This window comes from Pseudomonas sp. TE24901 (assembly GCF_054058375.1).
Genome location: NZ_JBSSAF010000011.1, coordinates 58,013 through 82,097 on the forward strand (window position 1 = coordinate 58,013; position 24,085 = coordinate 82,097).

The window sequence follows — 24,085 nt, forward strand, 5'->3', positions numbered from 1 at the left end:
GGCACCTCGCCTAGGCTCGGTGTGCCCGAACGCAGGCTTGAATCCGTGGGCCGCCGCCACGCGCCATCCATGGCGCGGGGCGGCTAAGCCGGCGTCCTGCCGGGTTACCCACGGATTCAAGCCTGCGTTCGGCCAGCGTGTTTGACGGGGCGCCTAAGATCAAAATCAAAAGCAGACGCGGCGGCCTGGTAGCCGACCGGTATCTGACTGTCGGCCCGGGTCAACTGTGGGAGCTGGCTTGCCTGCGATGCAAACACCTCGGTACATCAGGCACACCCAATCGATGCCATCGCAGGCAAGCCAGCTCCCACAGTGGGGCTCCGCGTTCTGCCTGATTTTTTGCGCCATCGTTAACCACCATCGCCGCGGTGCGACGATTCGACAAGCCGGCTCCTACAGTGGACCGCGTTTGCCTTTGCTTTTGCCTTTGCTCCACACCACTCAAGCCGGCTGTCAGGCCGCTGTGCTTTTGCTTTTGATCTTGATTTTGATCTTAAGCGCCCCGTCAAACACGCTGGCCGGAATTCGGCAGGGATTTGGGGGGTAAGCCGGCAGGACGCCGGCTTAGCCGCCCCGCGCCATGGATGGCGCGTGGCGGCGGCCCCCCAAATACCTGTCGGATTACGGGCACACCGAGCGTGAGCGAGGTGCCGAGTGTTGGGGCAAGAGCCCTTTGGTTACTTTGGGGCTCTTTTCCAAAGTGACCCGCTGTAAGAGCGGAACCAATATCAGCCATCCCCCAATAACGGATATGCCCCCAAAGCCCGACCAACGGCAGCTTGCACCTTCCCCCCAACCTTGCTAACTTCCCACAAAATGTTAACGATAACATTTGCTCTAACAATAAAAACAAAACAGAGACCCACGCCATGAAAATGCTCCCGAAAACCCTGTGTTTACTGGCCGTCAGCATCACCCTCGGCACTCAGGCGTTCGCCGACGCCGCCAAACCCATCCGCATCGGCGCGTCCTTCCAAGAAATCAACAACCCCTATTTCGTCACCATGAAAAACGCCCTGGAAGAAGCGGGCGCGACCATCGGCGCGAAATTGATCATCACCGACGCCCGCCACGACGTGTCCAAGCAAGTCAGCGACGTTGAGGACATGCTGCAAAAAGGCATCGACATCCTGCTGATCAACCCCACCGACTCGGTCGGCGTACAGTCGGCCGTCAAATCCGCCCATGCCGCCGGCGTTGTGGTGGTCGCGGTAGACGCCCAGGCCGACGGCCCGCTGGACGCCTTTGTCGGTTCAAAAAACTTCGACGCCGGTTTCCAGGCCTGTGAATACCTGGCCAAGAACATCGGCGACAAAGGCAATATCGCCATCCTCGACGGCATTGCTGTAGTACCCATTCTGGAGCGCGTGCGCGGTTGCAAAGAGGCCGTGGCCAAGCACCCGGACATCAAGATTGTCAGTATCCAGAACGGCAAGCAGGAACGTGACCAGGCGCTGACCGTCACCGAAAACATGCTGCAGGCCCAGCCCACCCTCAAGGGCATTTTCAGCGTGAATGACAACGGCTCCCTCGGCGCGTTGTCGGCCATCGAAGCCAGTGGCCTGGACGTGAAACTGGTGAGCGTCGACGGTGCGCCGGAAGCGATCAAGGCGATCCAGAAACCCGGCAGCAAGTTCATCGCCACCTCGGCCCAGTACCCCCGCGACCAGATCCGTCTCGCCCTGGGTATCGCCCTGGCCAAGAAGTGGGGCTCGCAAGTGCCCGCCACGATTCCGGTGGACATCACCCTGATCGACCAGGCCAAGGCCAAGGACTTCAGCTGGTAAATCGCCCCGGCCCCGCGCCATGCGTGGGGCCCCGGTCATCCTTCTGAGCACGAGGTCGGCGGTATGAGCAGTCTTCTGAAGCTGGAAAACATCTGTAAGCGTTACCCGGGGGTGCAAGCCCTCAAGTCCATCAACCTGCAAGTGGAGCGGGGCGAGATCCACGCGTTGCTGGGAGAAAACGGTGCGGGCAAGTCGACTCTGATGAAGATCCTGGGCGGCGTCGAGCATCAGGACGAAGGGCAGATCCTGATCGACGGTCAGGCCCGGCAGTTTGCGACTTATCGCGATGCGATCGCCGCCGGCATCGGCATCGTGTTCCAGGAATTCAGCCTGATTCCTTACCTCACCGCCGTGGAAAACATCTTCCTCGGCCATGAGCTGAGCAACCGCTTCGGCCTGTTGCGCAAGCGCGAAATGGTCGAGGTGTCCGAGGCCCTGTTCAAACGCCTGGGGGTCACCCTGGACCTGCAGTGCGCGGTCAAGCACCTGAGCGTGGCCGAGCAGCAGTTCGTCGAAATCGCCAAGGCCCTGGCCCTGGATGCGCGCCTGCTGGTGCTGGACGAACCCACCGCAACCCTCACCCCTAGCGAAGCCGAGCTGCTGTTCGACATCATGCGCGAGCTCAAGCGCCAGGGCGTGGCGGTGATTTTTATCTCCCACCACCTGGAGGAGATTTTCCAGGTATGCGACCGCATCAGCGTGCTGCGCGACGGCGGCAATGTGGGCGTGACCGATGTGGCTGACAGCGACATCGACCGCCTGGTGGAAATGATGGTCGGACGCCGCCTGGAAAGCAGTTTTCCACCCAAGCCGACAACGGCGCGCGGCCCGCTGCTGCTGGAGGTCAAGGACATCCAACTGGTGCGCAACGGCCCCCACAACTGCTTTCAATTACACAAGGGCGAGATTCTTGGCTTTGCCGGCCTGGTCGGCTCCGGTCGCACCGAGCTGGCGCTGGGCATGATGGGCGCGCTGCCGTCGGTGAGCAAAGACGTGTGGCTGCGCGGTGAAAAAATCACCCTGGATGACCCGGCCCAGGCCCTGGCCCATGGCATCGGCCTGCTCCCGGAAAGCCGCAAGAGCGAAGGGCTGATTACGGATTTCAGCATTCGCGAAAACATCTCCCTGAACAACCTGCCCAAATACCAGAACGCCAGTGGCCTGATCGACAAGGGCCGTGAATGCGCCAGTGTCGACAGCCTGATGAAACAACTGTCGATCAAGGCGCCCAGCGGCGAAAGCCGGGTGTTCAACCTCAGTGGCGGTAATCAGCAAAAGGTGGTGATCGCGCGCTGGATCAACCATCACTGCGATGTGCTGGTGTTCGATGAGCCCACGCGTGGCATCGACGTCGGCGCCAAGGCGCAGATCTACGCCTTGATGCGCAGCCTCACTGAACAGGGCTACGCAATCATCATGATTTCTTCCGAACTGCCGGAAGTCATCGGCATGTGCGACCGCGTCGCCGTGTTCCACAAGGGCGCCATCGTCAAGGTACTGGAAGCGTCTGCCGTCAATCCTCAAGAGGTCATGCGCCATGCAACAGGGGGCTCAAGTGAATATGTCCATTAACACCCCAGGCACCAGCCCGTTGCGCCTGAACCTGGCGCGGCTGGTGCGCTCGCCGGCGTTTTACCCCTTTGTGGGGCTGGTGGTGGTGACGCTGGTGATGATCCTGGCCAGCGACACCTTCCTCACCACCAGCAACCTGTCGAACATCGCCCGTCAGGTGTCGATCAACGCGATCATCGCCGTGGGCATGACCTGCGTGATCCTCACCGGCGGCATCGACTTGTCGGTGGGGCCGGTGATGGCCTTGTCCGGCACGCTGACAGCCGGGCTGATGGTGGCGGGGCTGCCGCCTGGGTTGGCCATCGGCGCCGGGATGCTGATCGGCGTGGCCTTCGGCATCGGCAACGGCCTGTTCGTCGCCTACCTGCACATGCCGCCGATCATCGTCACGCTCGCGACCATGGGCATCGCCCGGGGCCTGGGCCTGATGTACACCGACGGCTACCCGATCTCCGGGTTGCCGGAGTGGTTTGGCTTCTTCGGCCGCCAGAGTCTGTTCGGCATCGAGGTGCCGATCCTGATCATGCTGATCACCTACGCCGCAGCCTATGTGCTGCTGCAACACACGCGCATCGGCCGCTACATCTACGCCATCGGCGGCAATGAAGAAGCCGTGCGTTTGTCGGGCGTGCGCGCCGCGCGCTTCAAATTATTGGTGTACGGCATCAGTGGCCTGACTGCGGCGATTGCCGGCCTGGTGCTGACGTCACGCCTGATGAGTGGCCAGCCGAATGCCGGCGTGTCGTTCGAGCTGGATGCGATTGCCGCCGTGGTACTCGGTGGCGCCTCGATTGCCGGTGGGCGCGGGGTCATCGTCGGCACCTTGCTCGGCGCCATGCTGCTGGGTGTGTTGAACAACGGCCTGAACATGCTGGGCGTGTCGCCCTACGTCCAGAGCGTTATCAAGGGCGGGATCATTTTGCTGGCGATTTTTATCAGCCGTCAGCGCCACAAATAACCTTCTAACAAAAACAGGACCCACACCATGGACAAGCACACCGAAATGCAAGCCGTCGTCTGCCACGGCCCGAAAGACTATCGCCTGCAACGCATCGGCAAACCCCAAGCGCGGCCCAATGAACTGGTGATCCGCATCGCCGCCTGCGGCATCTGCGCCAGTGACTGCAAATGCCACTCGGGGGCGGCGATGTTCTGGGGCGGCGACAACCCGTGGGTCAAGGCGCCGGTGGTGCCGGGGCACGAGTTTTTCGGCTACGTGGTGGAGGCAGGCGAGGGTGCCGAGGAGCACTTTGAGGTCAAGGTGGGTGACAAGGTCATCGCCGAGCAGATCGTGCCGTGCGGCAAGTGCCGCTTCTGCAAATCCGGCAAGTACTGGATGTGCGAAGTGCACAACATCTTCGGCTTCCAGCGTGAAGTGGCCGAAGGCGGCATGGCCCAGTTCATGCGCATTCCCAAGACCGCCATCGTACACAAGATTCCGGAGTCGGTATCGCTGGAGGATTCGGCGCTGGTGGAGCCCATGGCGTGCTCGATCCATACCGTCAACCGCGGCGATATCCAGCTCGACGACGTGGTGGTGATCGCAGGCGCCGGCACCCTCGGGCTGTGCATGGTCCAGGTGGCCGCGTTGAAAACTCCGAAGAAACTCGTCGTGATCGACATGGTCGACGAGCGCCTTGAACTGGCGAAAAAATTCGGCGCCGACGTGGTCATCAACCCCTCGCGGGACAACGCCCGTGAAATCATCAACGGCCTGACCGACAACTATGGCTGCGACGTGTACATCGAGACCACCGGCGTGCCGGCCGGCGTCACCCAGGGCCTGGACTTGATCCGCAAGCTCGGCCGCTTTGTCGAGTTCAGCGTGTTCGGCGCCGAGACCAGCGTCGACTGGTCGATCATCGGCGACCGCAAGGAACTGGACGTGCGTGGTGCGCACCTGGGGCCGTATTGCTACCCGATCGCCATTGACCTGTTCGAGCGTGGCCTGGTCACCTCCAAAGGCATCGTCACCCATGACTTTCCGCTGGACGACTGGGCCGAAGCCTTTGAGCTGGCCAACTCGACCAAATCGATCAAGGTGCTGTTGAAGCCGGTGGTCTGAGCATGAGCTACGTGATGGGGGTCGACATAGGGACCCAGAGCACCAAGGCGCTGCTGGTGGATGGTCAAGGCACGATCATCGCCCAGCACAGCCAGGGGTATCGCGTGGATACCCCGAAAGTGCGCTGGGCCGAGCAATGGCCGCAGGTCTGGTTGGACGCGGTTGAGGCTTGCGTGGCGCAGTGCATGGCAGAGGCCGGTGTTGCCAAGGCGCAAGTCAAGGCGCTGTGCATCAGCAGCCTGTATGGCGGTTCGGGGATTGCGGTGGACGCGCAGATGACGCCGCTGCACCCGTGCCTGATCTGGATGGACCGCCGCGCGAGTGAGCAGGTCGCCTGGGTGCGGGAAAACGTTGACCTCACGCGGTTGTTCGAGGTCACCGGCAACTCGGTCGACAGCTACTACGGCTTCACCAAGATGCTCTGGCTCAAACAGCATCAACCTGAGGTGTGGGCCAGCACGCGCTACTTGCTGCCGCCCAACAGCTACATCAACTGGTGCCTCACGGGCGAGTTGGCGGTGGACCACAGCAGCGCGGGCAACATCGGTGGCGTCTACGACGTGAAGGCGCGCGGCTGGTCTGCTGAGATGCTCGATGCATTGGGCATCCCGCAGGCGATGATGCCGGAGCGGCTGGTGTATTCCGGGGAAATCGTGGGTGGTTTGTTGGCGGATTGGGCGACGCGCCTGGGCCTGCAGGCAGGCACGCCGATCCTGGCCGGTGGCGTCGATGCGGCCATGGCCACGCTGGCGGCGGGCGTGACGCAGCCGGGCAACCATGTGGCGATGATCGGCACCAGCATGTGCTGGGGCTACCTGAACCAACAGGTGGATGCCCATCACGGCCTGGTCAGCATGCCCCACGTCTACAACGGCCACCGCGACCTGTACATCTTCGGCGGCGCGATCACGGCGGGCGCGTCGGTCAGCTGGTTTCGCGAGCAGTTCTGCCAGGCCGAAGAGCAGCAGGCCAAGGCCACCGGCCAGGACAGCCTGGTGCTGCTGGAGCAGGCGGCGACGAAGATCCCGGCGGGCAGTGAAGGCCTGGTGTTCCTGCCCTACCTGATGGGCGAGCGCAGCCCGGTCTGGGACGACCGCGCCAGTGGCAGTTTTGTCGGGTTGAACCTGTATCACACGCGCATCCACCTGTACCGGGCGGTGCTGGAGGGCGTGAGTTTTGCCCTGCGGCACAACATCGAAGCGGGCACGCGCGGTGCGCATTCGCTGGACCCGCGCCTGATCGTGGTGGGCGGCGCGAGCCATTCGGATTTGTGGATGCAGATCATCGCCGATGTCACGCGCTACCCGGTGTACACCATCGTGCAGGAGGTGGAAGCAGCGTTGGGCGCGGCCTTGCTGGCAGCGCACACGGTGGGGTTGGTGAGTGATGGGGAGATGGACAAAGGCTGGGTACAACTGGCGTTGCGGGCACAGCCCAAGCGGGAAACTATCGCCACCTACGACCACGCGTTTGCCGAGTATTTGAAGCTGTATCCGGCCCTGAAACCGATCATGCACACCTTGCAATCTCATTGAATCAACCCATTCCAATGTGGGAGCTGGCTTGCCTGCGATTGCGGTGTATCAGTACCAGATGGATTGGCTGACACTCCGCTATCGCAGGCAAGCCAGCTCCCACAGGGGATCTTCATCGTCTATGGAACAGTGACCATGAACGCAGCCTTCGACTTCACCCACCACCGCATTCTTGTCACGGGCGCCAGCAGCGGCATCGGCCGTGAAATCGCCGTGCAACTGATCGCCAGCGGCGCCGATGTCTTCGCCCTGGGCCGCGATGCCCAGGCCTTGGCCACGCTCGGCTGCCACACTCTGTGCCTGGACATCGCCGACAGCGCCGCCCTCGACCGGGCCCTGCAAGACCTGCCGCCCTTGCACGGCCTGGTCAACTGCGCCGGTATCTCGCGCCTGGAACCCGCCGCCGCCATCAGCGCCGAAGCCTTTGATCAGGTGATGAACGTCAACGCCCGGGCCGCCGCCCAAGTCGCCAGCCGTGTGGCGGCGAAGATGATCGAAGCGCAGATCGCCGGCAGCATCGTCAACGTCTCCAGCCAGGCTTCATTGGTGGCCCTGGACGATCACCTCGGCTACTGCGCTTCCAAGGCTGCGCTCGATGCAATCACCCGCGTGCAATGCGCCGAGTGGGGCCGCTTCGGCATTCGGGTGAACAGCGTCAACCCGACGGTCACGCTGACGCCGATGGCGACCATGGCCTGGTCCGCGCCGGCCAAGCGCGACCCGGCCCTGGCGGCCATTCCCCTTGGGCGCTTTGCACACCCTGTGGAAGTTGCCTTGCCGGTGCTGTTTCTGCTCAGCCAGGCGGCGAGCATGATCAGCGGCGTCAGCCTGCCCATCGATGGCGGCTACACCAGCCGCTAGCCGTTTTCCAGCAGGCCGGCGATCACCACCTTGTCCCGTGGCTTGAAGGGGTCTTCGAGGCGGTCGAGCAGCAGGCGTACCGCGCTGCTGCCGGCCAGGGACGCGTCGTGGGCGACGCAGGCGATCGGCACGCCGAAGATATCGGCGAAGGGCAGGCGGTCGATGCCGCAGATGGTCAGGCTGTCATGGGGGATGTTGTGCATGCGCAGCGCACGCAGGGCGCCGAGGGTGATCAACTGGTTGAAACCCATGATCGCATCCGGCGCCGAGTGTTCGGCCAGGTAGTCGAGGGTGTGCAGGTAGGACGGCATCAGCGTGTAGTCGCCGGCCTGTACTTCAACCTGCACGTGGGGGTGCTCGGCCAGGACTTCGCGCAGGCCCTTGAGGCGCTCCACGGTGATGCGCGAATGCTCGGGGCCGGTCAGCACCAGCAGGCGCTTGAGGTGCGGGGTCTGGCGCAGCAGGTAATGGGCAGCCTGGATGCCGCTGTGGTAGTTGTCGAGCACCACGCGGCTGAACGGGCTGTCGTGGATCGTGCGGTCGAGCAGCACCACCGGGGTCTTGCCGTTGCCCAGGCGTTCCAGGTAATCGGGTTGGTAGTTCGGCTCATCGGAGACCGGCGACAGGATGATCCCCGCCACGCGATAGCCGAGCAGGGTGTCCACGGCTTTGCTTTCCAGTTCTTCAAGTTCGTCGGTGTCCACCAGCATGATGGTGTAGCCGTACTTTTTCGCCTCGCGGGAAATCGCCTTGATCATCTCGCTGTAGAACGGGTTGTCCACGGAGGCGGTGATCACCCCGATGATCAGGCTTTCACTGCGCTTGAGCCCGCGGGCGAAGGCGTTGGGCACGTAGTCCAGCTCCCGCGCCACTTCGAGGATGCGCGCCAGGGTGGCCGGCTTGACCAGGTCGGGTTTGCTCAGCGCGCGGGACACCGTGATGGTGGTCATGCCGACCCGCTTGGCGATGTCGCTGATGGTGACGGACTTTTTCTTGTTCATCGGTAAGGCTGCAAGAGGAAACACCCGCAGGCTAGCATGCACGGCGGCCGTTGGTGATTCAAATCAACGGATCCCAACGCTGCGACCAGTCACTTTCGGCCTTGACCACTCCCCGCAGCAATTCCAGTGCCTGCTGCAACACAGCCGAGTCCCGCGCCCGCGAATACACCAGGTACGTGGGGAAACTGAACTCCGGCGCCTTGGGCACCCGCTGCATCACGCCGCTGTCCAGGTAGCTTTGCACGACCCGCGTGCGGAAGTAGCCGGCGCCGCCGTTCTCCAGGATGTACTGCAACGCCAGCGGCCCCAGGTTGAAGCTCAGTGCGGCGCGGGCCTTGTCGGGCAGGGCGGTGTCGTGTTGCTGGCGAAACCCCGGGCCCCAGTCGATGTACACGTAGGGATCGGGCTTGCTGACCAACTGCACCAGGATCAGTTTTTCTTCCAGCACCTGCTCCACTTGCAAGCCGGGCCAGTAGTGCGGCTGGAACACCAGCGCCGCGTCGAGCACCCCCAGCTCCAGTTGGCGCAGCAGGTAGTCGCCTTCACGCACCTCGGTACGCAGGGCATGGCCGGGGATGTGTTCACGCAGGGCCTGGGCCCAGCCCAGCATCAACGGGTTGCACAGGCTGACTTCGCCGCCGATGTGCAGCACGTTGCGGTAGCCATCGGGCAACGGCAGGTCGCGCTTGGCCGCTTCCCAGGTCTGCAGCAACTGGTTGGCGTACACCACAAAGGCCTCGCCATCCGGCGTCAGTCGCGCCCCCGCGCGGTTGCGCACAAACAAGGTGCTGCCCAACTGGCTTTCAAGGTTCTTGACCCTGGCGGTGATCGCGGTCTGGGTGACGTGCAGCTTCTCGGCCGCCGCAGCCAGGCTGCCGCAGCGAGTGATTTCGAGGAAAGTGCGTGCCAGTTCGATATCCATGAAGCCCCCGGGAAATGAGTGGAAGGCATTGTAGTGGAATGCGCTCAACACGGTAGGAGCCGGCTTGTCCCTCTGGCTGGCGACTGCTATCTAACTGTAGCCCCGCGATCCAATGTGGGAGCTGGCTTGCCTGCGAAGGCGGCCTGACAGGCGACCAGGATGTTGGATCAGACGGAGTACATATCCGTTATCTAGGTAACGGCGGCTATTGGTTCCGCCCTTACGGCGGCTCACTTTTGAAGAGCGCAAAAGTAAGCGAAACGCTCTTGCCCCAACACTCGGCACCTCGCTTAGGCTCGGTGTGCCCGTAATCCGACAGTGATTTGGGGGGGCGCCGCCACGCGCCATCCATGGCGCGGGGCGGCTAAACCGGTATCCCTGCCGGTTTACCCCCCAAATCCCTGCCGAATTCCGGCCAGCGTGTTTGACGGGGCGCCTGAGATCAAAAGCAAGATCAAGATCAAGAGCGGCTCGCTTCGCATCGTGGTTGGCGGGGTCTACAGTGTTTTGGTGATTGGGGCTTGTAAGTGCTTTGTGGGGAATGCTTTTGCATACACCTGGCACACCCTTAACACCTGCTCATCGGCAAACCGCGCGCCGACCACGTGCAAGCCCACCGGCAGGCCATTCGCTGCCAAACCGCACGGCACCGAGGCGGCCGGTTGTTGCGTCAGGTTGAAGGGGTAGGTGAACGGCGTCCATTCCATCCAGGCCTGCATGCCCGAACCGGGCGGTACGTTATGCCCGGCCTCGAACGCAGTGATCGGCATCATCGGCGAGACCAGCACGTCGTAGTGCTCATGGAACGCCGCCATGCGCGCCACCAACGCGGCGCGGGCTTCAAGGGCGGCGTTGAAGTCATCCAGGCTCAAGCGTTCGCCCTGTTGCGCGATGCTCAGTAGCCCAGGGTCGAGCAGCTGTTTCTGCGCCTCGCTCATGGGCCCGGTGAGGCGTGCGGCACCGGCCGCCCACAGGGTGTTGAACACCTCCAGCGGGTCGCTGAAGCCCGGGTCGATCTCTTCCACGTGCGCGCCCAGTTGCACCAGGCCCTGCACGGCCCGGGCGACGACGCTGGCTACCTGCGGGTCGACATTCACGTAGCCGAACGCGGGGCTGTAGGCCACGCGCAAGCCTTTGAGGTCCGTGTCCGGGGTGAGCCAGGGCGTGGTCCTGGGCGCACCGATCAGGCCATCCCGTGCATCAGGTTGCGCGACGGTCTGCAGCATCAGCACGGTGTCTTCCACGGTGCGGGTCATCGGCCCCAGGTGCGACAGGATGGTCATCGAACTGGCCGGCCATTGCGGCACATAACCGAAGGTCGGCTTGATGCCGAAGGTGCCGGTAAACGCGCAGGGAATCCGGATCGAGCCGCCCGCATCGCTGCCCTGATGCAGCACGCCAAGGTTCAAGGCCGCGGCCGCGCCGGCACCGCCCGAGGAACCGCCGGCGGTGGTGCGGGTGTCCCACGGGTTGCGGGTGATGCCATACAGCGGGTTGTCGGTGACGCCCTTCCAGCCGAATTCCGGGGTGGTGGTCTTGCCCAGCAGCACGGCGCCGGCCTTGCGCATCAAGGCTGAAAAGGGTGCGTCCACGTCCCACGGCCCTTCGGCGGATGAGGTGCGTGAGCCTTTGCGGGTGGGCATGCCGACCGTCAGGGTCAGGTCCTTGATCGACGCGGGTACACCGTCCAGCGCACCGCACGGCTGGCCCTTGAGCCAGCGTTGTTCCGAAGCGCGCGCGGCGTTCAGTGCGCCTTGCGGGTCGACATGGCAGTAGGCATTCACCACCGGGTTGTAGCGTTCGATGCGCAGCAGCGCATCTTCGGTGACTTCTACCGGCGACAGGCTCTTGTCGCGAAAATGCGCCAGCAGTTGCAGCGCCGTCAGTTGGCCGATCTCACTCATGCCACATCCCCCTGGGCCGCGTTGACCATGGCGCGCAGCAGCACCGCGCAGCCTGCCGCCAGGTCGTCCGGCGCGGCGTTTTCGATTTCGTTATGGCTGATGCCGCCTTCGCACGGCACAAAGATCATCCCGGCCGGGCCCAGTTCGGCAACGAAAATTGCGTCGTGCCCGGCGCCGCTGACGATGTCCATGTGGCTCAAGCCCAAGGCCTGGGCGCCTTCGCGCACGGCGTTGACACACGCCGGGGCGAAGTCCAGCGGTGGAAAGTCGGCCGTCGGCGTCAGCTCAAAGCTCAAGCCGTGTCGCTGGGCGGCGGCTTCGATCACGCCGCGCACCTCATCGACCATGGCGTGCAGCTTGTCGGCGTGCAGGTGGCGCAGGTCGATCGTCATCTGCACCTGGCCGGGAATCACGTTGCGCGAACCCGGGTGCAGGCTCAGGCAACCGACCGTGCCGCAGGCATGGGGTTGTTGCTGGTGCGCGATGCGGTTGACCGCACTGACCACCTCGGCGGCACCCACCAGGGCGTCCTTGCGCAGGTGCATCGGCGTCGGCCCGGCGTGGGCTTCGACACCGGTGAAGGTCAGGTCGAACCACTTCTGGCCCAGGCAGCCCATGACCACGCCGATGGTGGTAGCCTGGTCTTCCAGTACCGGGCCTTGTTCGATGTGTGCTTCGAAATACGCACCCACCGGATGGCCAAGCACGGCGCGGGTGCCGGCATAGCCGATGCGCTGCAATTCGGCGCCCACCGACAGGCCCTGGTCATCGACTTTGTCGAGGGTGTCCTGCAAGTCGAACTTACCGGCAAACACCCCGGAGCCCATCATGCAGGGCGGAAAACGCGAGCCTTCTTCGTTGGTCCACACCACCACTTCAATCGGCGCTTGGGTTTCGATGCCCAGGTCATTCAGGGTGCGGATCACTTCCAGCCCGGCCATCACCCCGTAGCAGCCGTCGAACTTGCCGCCGGTGGGTTGGGTGTCGATATGGCTGCCGGTCATCACCGGGGGCAGGGCGGGGTTGCGCCCGGCACGGCGCGCAAAGATATTGCCGATGGCGTCGACACTGACGCTGCAGCCAGCCGCCTCGCACCATTGCACAAACAGGTCGCGGGCCTGGCGGTCGAGGTCGGTCAGGGCCAGGCGACACACGCCGCCCTTGACGGTGGCACCGAGCTGGGCCAGGTCCATCAGCGATTGCCACAAACGGTCGCGGTTGATCAGCGGGGCGTTGCTCTGGAGCGGTTGCGCAAAACTATTCATCTGCATTCTCCGGTCAGGCACTCAGGGCCAAATAGCGATTCTTGATACTCGGGTCGGCGCGGAAGTCAGCGGCGCTGCCCTCGTACACCACGCGGCCTTGTTCGAGCACGTAATGGCGGTCGGCGAGCTTGTCGCAGACCATCAGGTTCTGTTCCACCAGCAGCACGGGCAGGCCATCGTCCTTGACCTTGCGCAAGATTTTCACCAACTCGTCGACGATCACCGGGGCCAGGCCTTCGGTGGGCTCGTCAAGGATCAGCAGCTTGGGATCGTTGAGCAGGGCGCGGGCGATGGCGAGCATCTGCTGCTCGCCACCCGACAATGCGTGGCCGGCATTTTTGCGCCGCTCCTTGAGGCGCGGGAACATGGCGTACACGTCTTCAAGCTGCCAGCGGCTGGTCTTGCGCGCAGCAATGCGCAGGTTCTCTTCGACGGTGAGCAGGCGGAAAATCCCGCGATTTTCCGGCACCAGCGCCAGGCCCTGGCGGGCGATTTCAAAGATCTTCTGCCCCACCAATGCCTGGCCGTTGAAATGGATCTGGCCCTGGCGCGGGCAGATGATGCCGAGGATGCTGCGCAGGGTAGTGGTCTTGCCAGCGCCGTTGCGCCCTAGCAGCGTGACCAGTTCGCCGGGGTTGACGGTCAGCGACACGCCTTCGAGCACATGGCTCTTGTCGTAGTAGGAATGAATGTTTTCGACGATCAGCATCAGGCAGCCTCCCCAAGGTATGCAGTGCGCACACGTTCATCGGCGCGCACGAATTCCGGCGTGCCTTCCACCAGGATCTGGCCGTGGCTCATCACCGTGATGCGTTGGCTGATGGACATGACAATGCTCATGTTGTGTTCGATCAGCAGCACCGTGTGGTCGCGGCCGAGGTCGCTGATCAGTTGGGTCATGATCGGGATGTCGTCGATGCCCATGCCCGAGGTGGGTTCATCCAGCATCAACAGTTTGGGCTTGGAGCAGATCGACATGCCCACCTCCAGCACCCGTTGCTGGCCGTGGGACAACTCGCCGGCCAGGGTGTCGGCGCGGGCGGTGAGTTGCAGGCGCTCCAGCACTTGGTCGGCCATCTCCAGGTGTTCGCGCTTGCTGTCGACACGGCGCCAGAAGTTCAGCGCGCGGGCACCGTCGCGGCCTTGGGCGGCCAGGCGCAGGTTTTCGCGCACGCTGAGGTTCTGGAACAGGCTGGTGAGCTGGAACGAGCGCGCCATGCCCAGGCCGACGCGGCCATGGGCGGGTTTGCGCATCAGGTTCTTGCCGTCGAAATGAATCGCCCCGGCCGTGGCCTGGCGTTCGCCGGTCAGGCAGTGGAACAGGCTGGTCTTGCCCGCGCCGTTGGGCCCGATGATGGTGTGGATAGTGCCGGCCTCGACCTTGAGGTTCACACCGTTCACCGCATGGAAGGCGCCATAGGCCAGTTCCAGGTCTTTGGTTTCCAGCAGGATGCTCATAGCCCTTCCTCCTTGGCGACAACTGCGGCCTTGCGGCTGCCGCGTACCTTTTCGAACAGCGACGCGAGGCCGCCCCACAAACCACCCCGCATGAAGATCACCACCAGGATCAGGATCACCCCCAGCAGCATCAGCCAGCGTGGCCACAGGTCGGAGAGGAAATCGCCGAGCAGCACGATGGAGCCTGCGCCCAGCAGCGAACCGAACAATGAGCCGGTGCCGCCGACGATGGTCATGATCAGGATGTTCTCGGACATCGCCAGGTCGATGTTCGACAGCGGCACAAAGTGCAGCAGCATCGCGTACAGCGCGCCGGCAATCCCGGTGACGGCGCCGGACAGCACAAACACCAGGATCTTGAAGTGGCGGGTGTCGTAGCCGATGGCCGAGGCGCGGGTTTCGTTTTCACGGATCGCCATCAGCGTGCTGCCGAACGGCGAGGCGATCACCCGGCGCGCGCCGATGAAAATCAGCAGGAACAGCACCGCGACAAAGGCGTAGAAGGCGCGGGCGTCGCCGAGCGACAGCAGCACCGTTTCACCGACACGGATCTCCGGGCGCGGCACGCTGAGCAGGCCGTTGTCACCACCGGTCCAGTCGCTGAGGGTGTAGGCGACGAAGTAGGCCATCTGGCTGAACGCCAGGGTCAGCATCACAAAGTAGATGCCGGTACGCCGGATCGCCAGGGCACCCACCAGCAAGGCCAGGAAGCCACCGGCCACGGCGGCGCCGAGCAGGGCGGCGAACAACCCCAGTTGCAGGTGCAGCATCAGCAACGCGGCGCAGTAGGCGCCCGCGCCGAAGAAGATGCCTTGGCCGAACGACAGCAGCCCGGTGTAACCCAGCAGCAGGTTGCAGGCCAGGGCGGCCATGGCAAAGATCAGGATCTCGGTGGCCAGGGTCGCCGAAGGCAAGATCAACGGCAGCCCAATCAGCACCGCCAACACCCACAGCAACATAGCGCGCGATTGCGTCTTGGCAAACGGCAGGGGATTTTTCTCGCTCATGTCAGGCTCTCCCGAACAGGCCGTAAGGACGCACCAGGATCACCACGGCCATCGCGCCGTAGATCATCAGGCTCGCGCCCTGGGGCCAGAGTGTGGTCATCAGGCTTTGCACCACGCCCACCAGCAACCCGCCGACCAGCGCACCGCTGAACGAGCCCATGCCGCCGATCACCACCACCACGAAGGCCACGCCCAGGATCTCCGGGCCGACAAAGGGCTGGGCGCCGCGCAACGGGGCGAACAGCACGCCCGCAACGCCGGCCAGGGCAACACCGAGGGCGAACGTCATGGAGAACAGACGAAAGATATTGGTGCCCAGCAACGACACGGTTTCAGTGCTTTCACTGCCGGCGCGCACCAGGGCGCCGAAGCGCGTACGTTCCAGCAGCAGCCACAGGCCCAGGCCGACCAGGCCGGAGAAACCGATCAGGAACAGGCGGTAGTGCGGGTACACGAAGTCGCCCACCACCAGCACGCCGCGCAGCAATTGCGGTACCGCAACGCTTTTGCCCACCGGGCCCCAGATCATCACGCTGGCTTCCTGGATGATCAGCGCGATCCCCAGGGTCACCAGGATCTGGAACATGTGCGGCAAGTGATAGATGCGCTGGATCAACAGTCGCTCGATCACCCAGGCCAACGCGGCCACCACCAGCGGCGCGATCAGCAGCGCCAGCCAGAAGTTGCCGGTGAGGCTGACGGCGGTGTAGCAGATGTAGGCACCCAGCAGGAAGAACGCGCCGTGGGCAAAGTTGACGAAGTTGAGCAGGCCGAAAATGATGGTCAGCCCGACGGCGATCAGGAAATAGATCATTCCCAACCCCAAGCCGTTGAGTATCTGGAACAGGTAAAGATTAAGCATGCAGGCACCCTCGGCAGGAAGCTGCTCACGCAGCCCTGCTGTGCAATGTTCAGGGGATCAGGCGAGCGTGCAGCCGGTGGCTTCCACGGGCGGGAACGACTGGCCGGCGCTGAGTACCTTGGCCAGGTCATCCTTGTCGGCCATGTCGCTGGCGGCTTTGCCGATGAGCAGGTAGTAGTCCTTGATCACCTGGTGATCGCCGGCGCGGATCGACTCCTTGCCGGTCGGGCCTTCGAAGCTCAGGCCTTGCATGGCCTTGGCCACGGTGGGGCCGTCGAAGCTGCCCGTCGATATGATGGTGTCGAGCATGACCTTGGTGCTGATGTAGTCAGCGGCCAGCGGGTAGGTGGGGTTGATGCCGTATTTGGCCTGGGTCAGCTTGACCAGTTCGCGGTTGAGCGGGGTGTCGACCTGATGCCAGTACTGCGCGCCGAGGTACACGCCTTCGAGTACATCGCTGCCCAGTTCCTGGAATTGATCGAGGCCCGCGGACCATACCAGCAGCACCTTCATGCGTTCCTTGATGCCGAAGTTCACCGCCTGGCGCAGGGTGTTGGACGACTGGCTGCCGAAGTTGAGCAGCACCAGCACATCGGGCTTGGCGGCGATGGCGTTGGTCAGGTAGCCGGAGAATTCCTGTTCCTGCAGCGAGTGGTAGCTGTTGCCGATGTGCTCCAGGCCATTTTCCTTGAGCACGTTCTTGGCGCCTTCGAGCAGCGCTTCGCCGAACACGTATTGCGGGGTGATGGTGTACCAGCGCTTGGCGTCCGGCAGCAGCTTGATCAACGGCACCATGGTTTCGCGGATCGCGCCGTAGGTGGGCACCGACCAGCGGAAGGTCGCGTGGTTGCAATCCTTGCCGGTGACTTCATCGGCGCCCACCGGGGTCATGAACACACCGCCGACCTTGTCCACTTCCTTGGCCACGGCCAGCGCCGAGGACGACAGGGTGCAGCCCTGGAAGAACCGTGCGCCGTCCTGCTGGATGGCTTCCTGCACCTTGCGCACCGCCTTGCCGGCGTTGCCTTCGGTGTCGATGACCTTGTAGTTCAACGGGCGGCCGAGCACTTCGGGGTGTTGGCCCACCGCCAGGCGTGAACCCATGTCGGCAAACTTGCCATAGCTGGCAAAGGCGCCAGACATGGACTTGAGGCCGTAGAAGGTAAAAGGCTCGGCGGCGAATGCCGACCGCACGCTCAGCGGAAGGCTGAGGGCCGCGGCGGCGGTAAGACTGGCTTTCAATAACGTACGACGCTGCATGGGGTGACTCCCTGGTTTAGTTATTGGCAGGAGCGGCAAGGGCGATACGGTGGAGCAAGGGCCTGTGGGCAGGCCTGTTATTGGATGGGGTGAAACGGTTTGACGGTTTGATCCGGGTCGAAATGTAGGAGCCAGCTCCCACATTGGGTCCGTGGTGTTTTTTTAAGAGTGATCAAACTCCAGCAGAAAGTGCGGGCTGACCTCGCCTTCAAGGGCGGTCATGTGGTGTTCGGCATCGCACATGTGTTCGTGCATCAGGCTGCGCACCGCGCTTTCGTCCCCGGCGCGAAAGGCGATCAGCAACTGCTTGTGGTAGTCGAGGTTGGCCGCATCGAACTGTTTGCGCTTGGGCTTGTAGGCTTTTTTCAGCACCACCAGGTCGCGCAGCAGGTCGTTGAGAAATTGCGCCATGAAACTCAGCAGCGGGTTGGGGCAGGCCTTGGCCAGCAGGTTGTGGAACTCCAGTTCCGCCAGGCGTTGTTCGCGTTGGCCGGCTTCGCTGTCTTCCGGTGCGCTGCAGAAATCCACGTTGTCCTGCAGGGCCTGGTAGTCGTCCTCGCTCAGGCGCCCGAGCACCGACACCGCCAGTTCCACCTCGATGACTTTGCGCAGTTGGTACACCTGCTCGCCGTCCAGGTGCTGGAAGTGCAGGTAATTGCGCAACGCTCGGCTGGCCGGCTCGGTGCCGGCCTGGTTCAAGTACGCGCCGCCGCTGGGGCCGGTGCGGGTGCTTACCAGGCCTTCGACTTCCAGGGCCTTGAGCGCTTCGCGTGCCGAACCCTTGGAGCACTGGAAGCTTTCCATCAACTCACGTTCGGTGGGCAAACGGTCACCGGGCTTCAAGGCGTCGGTGACGATGGAGCGCTTGACCGACTCGACAATCACATCGGACAGCTTCTGGCGTTTGCGTTTCAGCGGGCGGCTTAGCATGGGTTCGATTTATCGTATTAATGCGGATAAATAGCACTTAATAACGCTTGAGCCGTCAGGTCAACGCAGGGTGTCGTTTTCGGTGGCAAGGGGTCGCAAATGCGTTATTGCGGGTGTCATTCCCACTGGCCGCTGTCGACACAACGTGCTGAAGGCGGCGGTTGTTTTCCATACATCAGGAAGTCGCCCAACCACCGTTCGACGCAGCCGTTGGCGAGCTTGCTCGGGGCGGGCGGCGCCTTGAGCAACAGGTGCTCGATACCCGATGTGATGGGGTCACCGTGGCTGGCATTAACCAGCACCATGCGCGCAACACGCTCCGGAAACAGCGCGCCATAGCGGCTGCCGAGCCGGGTGGCGTCAGCATTGCCGACAAAGTTGAGGCGTGCCTCGCCCAGTTGTGTGCGCACAAACTCCATGTCCAACGCCGCTTGCTCGACGCCTTGGGCCTGGCGCAAATCACGCGGGGTGAGTTCGATCACGTCGTAAAGGTTGGTCAGTGCGCGGTAAGCCGGTGTGGCGTAGGACTCCCAGCGGCTGGCGAGCTGGAGGGCGAAAGGCGTGTTTTTGCCATGGTGCGGTTCGCCGGACTGGGCGAACACGACGCCCTCGCGGTTCAACGGCTGGCGGGCGCCGACACGGGTCAGCACCAGGCGTATGCGGCCGCGCGCAGGGGCTGCGTGGTCGCGGGGTACGCTCACCACGCCGCATTGCGTGCGTTCCAGCACTTCCGGGTCCAGCCGGGCAACGGCGGGCAGCGGACAGTCCAGCAGCCAGTCAATGGCGGTGGGTGGGATCAGCGGCTCGGCCAGGGACGGGGCGGCGATGAGCCCGATCAACCACCAGGCCAGGCGAGTCACGCGAACACTGGGTTTCATCAAAAGGTCCTGGGCTGCCGTGTGAGAGCGGCTTTTTTACCAAGGACCCCAGGTTGAATAATGTAGGTTGATAAAACGACTTCAGTAGGAAGCCAGACTTTTGTTTATCAGATTTCGGTTTTCCAGCCGCCGCCCAATGCTTTGTACAAGGCAATGCTGGCCTGCAGTCGCGACAGTCGCAGCTGCACGTTCAAATCCTGCGCGGCGTACAGGGTGCGCTGGGTTTCCAGCACCGTCAGCAAGTCCTCGGCCCCCGCCTGGTAGCGGCTTTCGGCGATCTGGAAGGCGGTCTGGGCCTGCTCTAGTTCCTCGGCTTGCCACTGACGCTGCTGGTCCAGGCGCGTGATGCTGCTCAGGGCTTTTTCGACGTCGGCAAAGCCGTTGATGATTGCCCCGCGATAGGTCTGCAGCAGCTCATCCTGGCGGGCGCTGGCCTTGTCGCGTTCAGCACTTAAACGCCCATGGTTGAAGATCGGCGCCACCAGCCCTGAGGTCAGGTTGTAGAACGGGCTGCGCAGGATGTCTTCGGCCTTGTACGACCCCGACCCCACGGTGGCGCCCAGGGTGACCGTGGGCAACATGGCCGCCCGGGCCACGGTGACGTCGGCACGGGCGGCCGCCAATTGCGCTTCGGCCTGGGCCAGGTCGGGGCGGCGGCTCAGCAATTGGCTCGGCACGCCCGCGCCGATAGACGGCCAGTTGAGCGCCTGGAACCCTTCGTTGCCCAGGTCCAGGGCCTGCACCGGCTGGCCGAGGAGGGCAGCGAGGGTGATCCGGGATTCTTCCGCCACTTGCTGGATCAGCGGCAGTTGCCGTTGCTGGCTGGCGACCAGGCTTTTCTGCTGGGCCAGTTCCAGGGCGGTGGCGGAGCCGGCGGTGTAGCGGGTTTGTACCAGGTCCAGCACGTTGCGCGCATTCGCCAGGTTCAGCTCGGCGATCTGTTGGCGCTGGCGTGCGGCCAGGGTTTGCGCGTAGCGGTCGGCGACGTTGCTGAGCAGGGTCAGCTCCACGGTGGCCTGGTCGAATTCACTGGCCCGCAGGCTTTGCAGGGCGCTGTCCCGTGCGGCGGCGCGTCCGCCCCAGAAGTCCACCTCGTAACTGGCGGTGAGGTTGGCGCCGAAGCTGTCGACGGTGTTGTTGCTTTCGGTGGCGTCCAGGGCCGAACTGCCGCTGCCGCGCAGCAGTTTCTCACGGCTGGCGGAGAGGTTGAGCTTCACCTCGGGCAACAGCGGCGCACCGGCGATCACGGCGCTGGCCTGGGCCTGGCGCACCCGGGCCATGGCGGCGGCCACGTCGTAACTGTCGCGGCGGGCCTGGTCGATCAGGCGGTTGAGTGACGCGCTGCCAAATTGCGTCCACCAGCGGCGGTTGAGCGCCTGGGCGGCATCCCGTTCGGCGTATTGCCAGGTGGCGGGCGTTGCGATACCGCTGTCGACGGCGGGCGGGTTGCCGGTGCAGGCGTTGAGCAACAGGCACAGGCTGAGCACGGACAGGGGCGGTGCGATGGATCGTTTATTCACTGGTCAACGCCTTAACCGGATCGAGCCGGGCAGCTTTACGGGCCGGCATGAAGCCGAATACGACACCGGTGACCAGCGCACAGCCAAACGCGCCCAGCACCGCCACCAGGGAAAACTGCACCGCCACTTCGGCCAGTACCAGCACGCCGCCCACCAGCAGCGCCAGGGCGATCCCGAACAGGCCGCCGACCAACGAAAGCATCACTGCCTCAGTGAGAAACTGGCGCAGGATGTCGCGCTGGCGCGCCCCAGTGGCCATGCGGATACCGATTTCACGGGTACGTTCGCGCACGGTCATCAGCATGATGTTCATCACGCCGATTCCGCCCACCAACAGGGAAATGGCGGCGATCGAGCCGAGCATCAGCGACAGGGTGTTCTGGGTGCGCGCCTCGGCCTGGATCATCGCGGCGTTGTTGGTCAGGTGGTAGTCGTCCTTGCCGTGGTGCAAGCGCTTGAGCAACTGGTCGATGGCCTGTTCGGCGTCGTGTACCCGGCTGGCGTCGGCGGCGGCAATCACCACGTATTCCGGGTTGTAGCTACCGAACAGGCGGATGCTCGCGGCGGAGTAGGGGATGGCGATGCGGTCGTCGCTGTCTTTGTTGCCGGAGCTGGAACCCTTTTCCTGCAGCACGCCGATCACCTGGAAGGGGACGTTCTCGATCAGGATGTATTGGCCGATGGGGTTGACCAGCCCCTTGAACAGTTTGTCGCGTACCCGCGCGCCGATGACCGCCACGGTGGCGGCGTTGCGCTCGTCGGCTTCGGTGAAGTAGCTGCCTTCCACCACGGGCCAGTTGAAAATAGTCGGGAAGTTGGTGTCGTTGCCGCCGACGTACGCCATGTAGTCGATATTGCCGAAGCGCACACCGGCCTCGGCGCCGTTGACCGGCATGATCCGCTTGACCTGCGGCAGCGTGGCCAGGGCCGCCACGTCCTGCGGGGTGATGATGCCCAGCGGCGTGCGCGGGTTGGGCGACGAGCCGCTGACGTACAGGATGTTGGAGCCGAACGCGCCCATTTGTGCCATCACCTGGCGCTTGCTGCCTTCGCCGACCGCCAGCATCACCACCACCGACGCGACACCGATGATGATGCCGAGCAACGTCAGGGCGGTGCGGAAGCGGTTGATCCACATCACCCGCCAGGCCGCGCGCACCGCGTCAAGCAGTTCCGCTTTCCAGGCGCCGTTGTGTTCGGCACCGTCGGCCAGGCGCTGGCGCAGGTCCACGGCTTGCAGGGCGCCCGCCGCGAGGGAAGGGGCGGCGTTGCTGTCATCGGCCGAGTCGCTGATGATCAGGCCGTCGCGGATCTCGATGATGCGATTGGCCCGCGCGGCCACATCGCGGTCGTGGGTGATCAGGATGACCACGTGGCCCTGGCTCGCCAGTTCGTCGAGCAAGGTCATGACTTCGGCGCCACTGTGGCTGTCGAGGGCGCCGGTGGGTTCGTCCGCGAGGATGATATGCCCGCCGTTCATCAATGCCCGGGCAATCGATACCCGTTGCTGCTGGCCACCGGAAAGCTGGTGCGGGCGGTTGCCGGTGCGCTCGGCCAGCCCCAGGCGAGTGAGCAGGGCGCTGGCACGGGCATGGCGTTCGGTGGCGCTGATGCCGGCATAGATCGCGGGCATTTCGACGTTTTCCTGGGCGGAACCGGAGGGGATCAGGTGATACCCCTGGAACACAAATCCGAAGGCTTCGCGGCGCAACCAGGCCAGGGCGTCGGTGTCGAGGTGGGCGACGTTTTCGCCGGCGAACAGGTACTCGCCTTCGGTGGGCCGGTCGAGGCAACCGAGGATATTCATCAAGGTGGACTTGCCGGAGCCGGAAGCACCGACGATGGCAACGAACTCCCCGGCGTGGATCGACAGGTCGATGCCGCGCAATACATCGACCTGCGGGCTGTCGCCGCCGCCGTAGGATTTGCGGATGTGCTTGAGTTCGATCAGGGGCGTGGTCAAGTCAACCCCCGCTGCCGTCGGCCGGGCCGATCAGCAGGTGATCGCCTTCGTTCAGGCCGCCCAGCACCTGCACCCGCAGGCGGTCGCTGATGCCCAGGTGAACTTCGCGGTCTTCGATGGCGCCGTTTTTCGCCACGACCCGGGCGATTTGCTTGTCGCCAGTGGGCATGCCTTGCAGGGCGGCAACCGGCACCGTGAGGGCGTCCTTGACTTGGCTGGCGACGAAAAATACCTGGGTGGTCATTTCGGCCATCAGTGCATTATCGGCGTTGTCCACATCCAGCAGCACGGTGTACAGCACCACGCGGCCGCTGCCGCTTTTGCTCGAACTGCTCGGGCTGCCGCTGCCTTGGCTGGTCTCGTTGAGCGGCTTGGGCGGGATCGGCAGGATCTGGCGCACGGTGCTGGTCCAGCGCCGGCTGCCACCGGCGAGGGTGGTGAAATAGGCGCTCATGCCGGGCTTGACGTGGCCGATGTCGGCTTCGGAGACTTCGGCCCACACGGTCATCGGCGACAGCTTGGCGATGCGCAGGATCAAGGGGGTCTGCTGCTGGGCGTTGAGGGTCTGGCCGACCCGCGCGTCCACCGCGACCACGGTGCCGGCCATGGGCGCGAAAATCCGTGTGTAGCCCAGTTCGGCTTCGTCACTGCGCAGGCTGGCCTGGGCCTGGCGGATCTGCGCCTGGAACATGTCGACCCGCGCCTGGGTGGCACTCAGTTCGGCCTTGGCGGTCTGCACGTCTTCTTCGCGGGTGGCGTTGCCGGCGGCCAGGCGTTGCTGGCGCTGGTACTTCTGGCGCGCCAGTTCGTGCTGGGCCTTCTGTTCCTGCAACTGGGCCTTGAGGTTCTCGATGGCGTAGCGGCTGGCGTCAAGCTTGGCCTTTTGCGTGGACGGGTCGATCTCCACCAGCAGTTGGCCTTCCTTGACCTGGTCGCCGGCCTCGACGTGGATCTTCTGGATCTGCCCGGACGCCTGGGCGCCTACGTCCACGTATCGACGCGGTTGCAGGGTGCCCAGGGCGGTCACGCTGTTTTCGATATTGCCGCGGGTGACGGTGACCGTGACCAGGTTGTCGCGTCCCGACGGCAGCACCTGCCAGGCGGCAACCGCAATGATGGGGATCAGGCACGCCACAACAAGCAGGGCGCGTCGGGCAGGTCGAGGGCGTTTCATGCTTAGGTTCCAGCAATGGAAGTTCGGGGCGCAGTTGCGCAGAGCTGACAGTTAAACGATGGAAAAGCGTGGGGATTTAGGCTGTTACACAAGCAGTTACAGGTCTTTTCAGTAAAAAAAA

General features: G+C 63.8%; 20 protein-coding genes. 6 read left to right on the plus strand and 14 right to left on the minus strand.

Going from position 1 to position 24,085, the window contains the following annotated elements; all coding sequences use genetic code 11:
- The first annotated feature begins 869 nt into the window (after positions 1–869).
- From ACVWVP_RS21770 to ACVWVP_RS21795, 6 genes are all read left to right on the plus strand, one after another.
- Complete coding sequence (locus ACVWVP_RS21770; RefSeq protein WP_178924203.1) at positions 870–1,787, plus strand: substrate-binding domain-containing protein; 918 nt, start codon at positions 870–872, stop codon at positions 1,785–1,787.
- Positions 1,788–1,850: 63 nt separating this feature from the next.
- The gene (locus ACVWVP_RS21775) at positions 1,851–3,359 is read left to right on the plus strand and encodes a sugar ABC transporter ATP-binding protein (protein ID WP_457407972.1); all 1,509 of its coding nucleotides are present in this window, start codon (positions 1,851–1,853) and stop codon (positions 3,357–3,359) included.
- A complete protein-coding gene (locus ACVWVP_RS21780) occupies positions 3,325–4,317 on the plus strand; it encodes an ABC transporter permease (RefSeq protein WP_178924199.1) in 993 nt (330 codons plus the stop codon). The genes ACVWVP_RS21775 and ACVWVP_RS21780 overlap by 35 nt, the downstream gene beginning before the upstream one ends.
- A 27-nt stretch (positions 4,318–4,344) precedes the next feature.
- Positions 4,345–5,424 (plus strand): alcohol dehydrogenase catalytic domain-containing protein, encoded by a 1,080-nt coding sequence (locus ACVWVP_RS21785; RefSeq protein WP_178924197.1) that lies wholly within the window; start codon positions 4,345–4,347, stop codon positions 5,422–5,424.
- Between the two features lie 2 nt (positions 5,425–5,426).
- Entirely contained in the window at positions 5,427–6,959 is a 1,533-nt protein-coding gene (locus tag ACVWVP_RS21790) for an FGGY-family carbohydrate kinase (RefSeq protein WP_457407974.1), read from the plus strand.
- Between the two features lie 135 nt (positions 6,960–7,094).
- Positions 7,095–7,820, plus strand: a complete 726-nt coding sequence (locus ACVWVP_RS21795) for an SDR family oxidoreductase (protein ID WP_259175397.1) — start codon at positions 7,095–7,097, stop codon at positions 7,818–7,820.
- Here the strand turns inward: ACVWVP_RS21795 and ACVWVP_RS21800 are convergent.
- The 14 genes from ACVWVP_RS21800 to ACVWVP_RS21865 all read right to left on the minus strand — a co-directional run bounded on the left by ACVWVP_RS21800 (position 7,817) and on the right by ACVWVP_RS21865 (position 23,964).
- The gene (locus ACVWVP_RS21800; protein WP_457407976.1) at positions 7,817–8,821 is read right to left on the minus strand and encodes a LacI family DNA-binding transcriptional regulator; all 1,005 of its coding nucleotides are present in this window, start codon (positions 8,819–8,821) and stop codon (positions 7,817–7,819) included. The two genes, ACVWVP_RS21795 and ACVWVP_RS21800, sit on opposite strands and share 4 nt — an antisense overlap.
- A 58-nt stretch (positions 8,822–8,879) precedes the next feature.
- The gene (locus ACVWVP_RS21805; protein WP_178924190.1) at positions 8,880–9,743 is read right to left on the minus strand and encodes a LysR family transcriptional regulator; all 864 of its coding nucleotides are present in this window, start codon (positions 9,741–9,743) and stop codon (positions 8,880–8,882) included.
- 497 nt (positions 9,744–10,240) lie between these two features.
- The gene (locus tag ACVWVP_RS21810; protein WP_457407978.1) at positions 10,241–11,647 is read right to left on the minus strand and encodes an amidase; all 1,407 of its coding nucleotides are present in this window, start codon (positions 11,645–11,647) and stop codon (positions 10,241–10,243) included.
- Positions 11,644–12,912 carry a Zn-dependent hydrolase gene (locus ACVWVP_RS21815; RefSeq protein ID WP_457407979.1) on the minus strand — a complete coding sequence of 423 codons (1,269 nt, stop codon included), beginning with the start codon at positions 12,910–12,912 and terminating at the stop codon, positions 11,644–11,646. The genes ACVWVP_RS21810 and ACVWVP_RS21815 overlap by 4 nt, the downstream gene beginning before the upstream one ends.
- A gap of 13 nt (positions 12,913–12,925) precedes the next feature.
- Positions 12,926–13,621, minus strand: coding sequence for an ABC transporter ATP-binding protein (locus tag ACVWVP_RS21820; protein ID WP_105522648.1), 696 nt, complete (start codon positions 13,619–13,621; stop codon positions 12,926–12,928).
- Positions 13,621–14,370 carry an ABC transporter ATP-binding protein gene (locus ACVWVP_RS21825; RefSeq protein ID WP_010209301.1) on the minus strand — a complete coding sequence of 250 codons (750 nt, stop codon included), beginning with the start codon at positions 14,368–14,370 and terminating at the stop codon, positions 13,621–13,623. The genes ACVWVP_RS21820 and ACVWVP_RS21825 overlap by 1 nt, the downstream gene beginning before the upstream one ends.
- Positions 14,367–15,377 (minus strand): branched-chain amino acid ABC transporter permease, encoded by a 1,011-nt coding sequence (locus ACVWVP_RS21830; protein ID WP_178924185.1) that lies wholly within the window; start codon positions 15,375–15,377, stop codon positions 14,367–14,369. The genes ACVWVP_RS21825 and ACVWVP_RS21830 overlap by 4 nt, the downstream gene beginning before the upstream one ends.
- A 1-nt stretch (position 15,378) precedes the next feature.
- On the minus strand, positions 15,379–16,239 hold the full coding sequence (locus ACVWVP_RS21835; RefSeq protein WP_176998951.1) for a branched-chain amino acid ABC transporter permease: 861 nt from the start codon (positions 16,237–16,239) through the stop codon (positions 15,379–15,381).
- 57 nt (positions 16,240–16,296) lie between these two features.
- Positions 16,297–17,499 (minus strand): ABC transporter substrate-binding protein, encoded by a 1,203-nt coding sequence (locus ACVWVP_RS21840; RefSeq protein WP_178924183.1) that lies wholly within the window; start codon positions 17,497–17,499, stop codon positions 16,297–16,299.
- Between the two features lie 162 nt (positions 17,500–17,661).
- A complete protein-coding gene (locus ACVWVP_RS21845; RefSeq protein ID WP_178924181.1) occupies positions 17,662–18,429 on the minus strand; it encodes a FadR/GntR family transcriptional regulator in 768 nt (255 codons plus the stop codon).
- A 116-nt stretch (positions 18,430–18,545) separates the two neighbouring features.
- Positions 18,546–19,307 carry an alpha/beta hydrolase gene (locus tag ACVWVP_RS21850; protein ID WP_259175391.1) on the minus strand — a complete coding sequence of 254 codons (762 nt, stop codon included), beginning with the start codon at positions 19,305–19,307 and terminating at the stop codon, positions 18,546–18,548.
- A gap of 107 nt (positions 19,308–19,414) precedes the next feature.
- Positions 19,415–20,827 carry an efflux transporter outer membrane subunit gene (locus tag ACVWVP_RS21855; RefSeq protein WP_457407984.1) on the minus strand — a complete coding sequence of 471 codons (1,413 nt, stop codon included), beginning with the start codon at positions 20,825–20,827 and terminating at the stop codon, positions 19,415–19,417.
- A complete protein-coding gene (locus ACVWVP_RS21860; RefSeq protein WP_457407986.1) occupies positions 20,820–22,790 on the minus strand; it encodes a MacB family efflux pump subunit in 1,971 nt (656 codons plus the stop codon). Before ACVWVP_RS21860 ends, ACVWVP_RS21855 begins: the two co-directional genes overlap by 8 nt.
- A 1-nt stretch (position 22,791) precedes the next feature.
- Entirely contained in the window at positions 22,792–23,964 is a 1,173-nt protein-coding gene (locus ACVWVP_RS21865) for an efflux RND transporter periplasmic adaptor subunit (RefSeq protein ID WP_259175386.1), read from the minus strand.
- Positions 23,965–24,085: the final 121 nt, after the last annotated feature.

Coding starts and splice junctions, on each gene's coding strand:
- ACVWVP_RS21780 (WP_178924199.1), top strand. CDS start 3,325: ATGCAACAGGGGGCTCAAGTGAATATGTCCATTAACACCCCAGGCACC.
- ACVWVP_RS21845 (WP_178924181.1), bottom strand. CDS start 18,429: ATGCTAAGCCGCCCGCTGAAACGCAAACGCCAGAAGCTGTCCGATGTG.
- ACVWVP_RS21840 (WP_178924183.1), bottom strand. CDS start 17,499: ATGCAGCGTCGTACGTTATTGAAAGCCAGTCTTACCGCCGCCGCGGCC.
- ACVWVP_RS21825 (WP_010209301.1), bottom strand. CDS start 14,370: ATGAGCATCCTGCTGGAAACCAAAGACCTGGAACTGGCCTATGGCGCC.
- ACVWVP_RS21835 (WP_176998951.1), bottom strand. CDS start 16,239: ATGCTTAATCTTTACCTGTTCCAGATACTCAACGGCTTGGGGTTGGGA.
- ACVWVP_RS21865 (WP_259175386.1), bottom strand. CDS start 23,964: ATGAAACGCCCTCGACCTGCCCGACGCGCCCTGCTTGTTGTGGCGTGC.
- ACVWVP_RS21830 (WP_178924185.1), bottom strand. CDS start 15,377: ATGAGCGAGAAAAATCCCCTGCCGTTTGCCAAGACGCAATCGCGCGCT.
- ACVWVP_RS21820 (WP_105522648.1), bottom strand. CDS start 13,621: ATGCTGATCGTCGAAAACATTCATTCCTACTACGACAAGAGCCATGTG.
- ACVWVP_RS21795 (WP_259175397.1), top strand. CDS start 7,095: ATGAACGCAGCCTTCGACTTCACCCACCACCGCATTCTTGTCACGGGC.
- ACVWVP_RS21850 (WP_259175391.1), bottom strand. CDS start 19,307: ATGAAACCCAGTGTTCGCGTGACTCGCCTGGCCTGGTGGTTGATCGGG.
- ACVWVP_RS21785 (WP_178924197.1), top strand. CDS start 4,345: ATGGACAAGCACACCGAAATGCAAGCCGTCGTCTGCCACGGCCCGAAA.
- ACVWVP_RS21775 (WP_457407972.1), top strand. CDS start 1,851: ATGAGCAGTCTTCTGAAGCTGGAAAACATCTGTAAGCGTTACCCGGGG.
- ACVWVP_RS21815 (WP_457407979.1), bottom strand. CDS start 12,912: ATGAATAGTTTTGCGCAACCGCTCCAGAGCAACGCCCCGCTGATCAAC.
- ACVWVP_RS21810 (WP_457407978.1), bottom strand. CDS start 11,647: ATGAGTGAGATCGGCCAACTGACGGCGCTGCAACTGCTGGCGCATTTT.
- ACVWVP_RS21790 (WP_457407974.1), top strand. CDS start 5,427: ATGAGCTACGTGATGGGGGTCGACATAGGGACCCAGAGCACCAAGGCG.
- ACVWVP_RS21800 (WP_457407976.1), bottom strand. CDS start 8,821: ATGAACAAGAAAAAGTCCGTCACCATCAGCGACATCGCCAAGCGGGTC.
- ACVWVP_RS21770 (WP_178924203.1), top strand. CDS start 870: ATGAAAATGCTCCCGAAAACCCTGTGTTTACTGGCCGTCAGCATCACC.
- ACVWVP_RS21805 (WP_178924190.1), bottom strand. CDS start 9,743: ATGGATATCGAACTGGCACGCACTTTCCTCGAAATCACTCGCTGCGGC.